This window comes from Vibrio sp. 1978, assembly GCF_033344345.1.
This window is the reverse complement of record NZ_JAWPOP010000111.1, coordinates 1-1,245: the sequence shown is the minus strand read 5'-3', so window position 1 is coordinate 1,245 and position 1,245 is coordinate 1. Positions and strand designations below refer to the sequence as shown.

At 47.4% G+C, this 1,245-nt stretch carries 1 protein-coding gene; it reads left to right on the top strand.

Annotation, left to right across the window (positions count from 1 at the left end; translation table 11 throughout):
* Positions 1-1,245: penicillin-binding protein 2 (gene mrdA, locus R8N49_RS24830; protein ID WP_318190179.1), on the top strand; the 1,245-nt coding region annotated here is incomplete at both ends.

Sequence of the window (1,245 nt, the reverse complement as noted above, 5' to 3'; positions counted from 1 at the left end):
CGTTGCTTTTTTCGGCATCGTAGTATTGATGGGCTTGCTGGTCGCCAATATGTACAACATTCAGGTGAACCAGTTTCAAGATTATCAAACCCGTTCAAATGACAACCGCATCAAAGTGGTTCCTATTGCGCCAAACCGCGGTCTTATCTACGACCGAAATGGTGTCCTGTTAGCCGAAAACCGTCCTGTCTTTAACTTGGAGCTGACTCCAGAAAAAATCAAAGACATCGACGCTACTATCCAAGAATTGCAAACCATTCTGGAAATCACACCAGAACAGATCGAACGCTTCCATCGTGAGCGTAAGCGTACTCGTCGATTCAAATCCGTCCCATTGCTAACCCAGCTGAACGAAAAGCAGGTCGCGGTCTTTTCCGTCAACCAATACCGTTTTCCTGGTGTTGAAATTAGTGCCACACTCAAACGTTACTACCCTTACGGGGAAGTGTTAACGCACGTAATCGGCTATGTTTCTCGTATCAATGACCGCGACATGCAGCGTTTGATTCGAGAAGAAAAAGACGCCAACTACCAAGCGACTCGTGACATAGGCAAGTTGGGCATCGAAAAATACTACGAAGATCTGCTGCACGGCACTGCTGGCTACCAAGAAGTGGAAGTCAACAGCCGAGGACGCGTGATTCGCACGTTAAAATACGTACCGCCAGTTCCGGGCAAAGACATTGTCTTAAACCTCGATATCAACTTGCAGCTTTACGTTCATCAGCTTTTGGATGGTCGACGTGGCAGCGCTATCGTGCTTGATGCTCGAGACAATGGGGTGCTAGCTATGGTGTCTAGCCCAAGTTACGACCCGAACGCTTTTGTCCACGGCATTTCTGGTAAAGCCTATCGCGATTTGTTGAACGATAAAAACCGCCCGTTGGTAAACCGCACGACGCTAGGTATTTATCTGCCAGCTTCAACAATCAAGCCATTTATGGCAGTCGCAGCGTTGCAAGAAGGCGTAATCACGCCAAATACTACTCGCAACGACCCAGGTTATTGGCGCGTTCCTAACTCAGACACTCGTCCATTCCGTGCCTGGTTGCGTTGGGGACATGGCCGCGTAGATGTCATTAAATCCATTGAAGAGTCTGTTGATACGTTTTACTGCCAAATTGCTTATGACTTGGGGATCGACCGAATTTCAAACTGGATGATGATGTTTGGTTTTGGTGACTACACAGGCATCGATATCTACGAAGAAAGTAAGGCTAATATGCCAACTCGTGATTGGAAGAT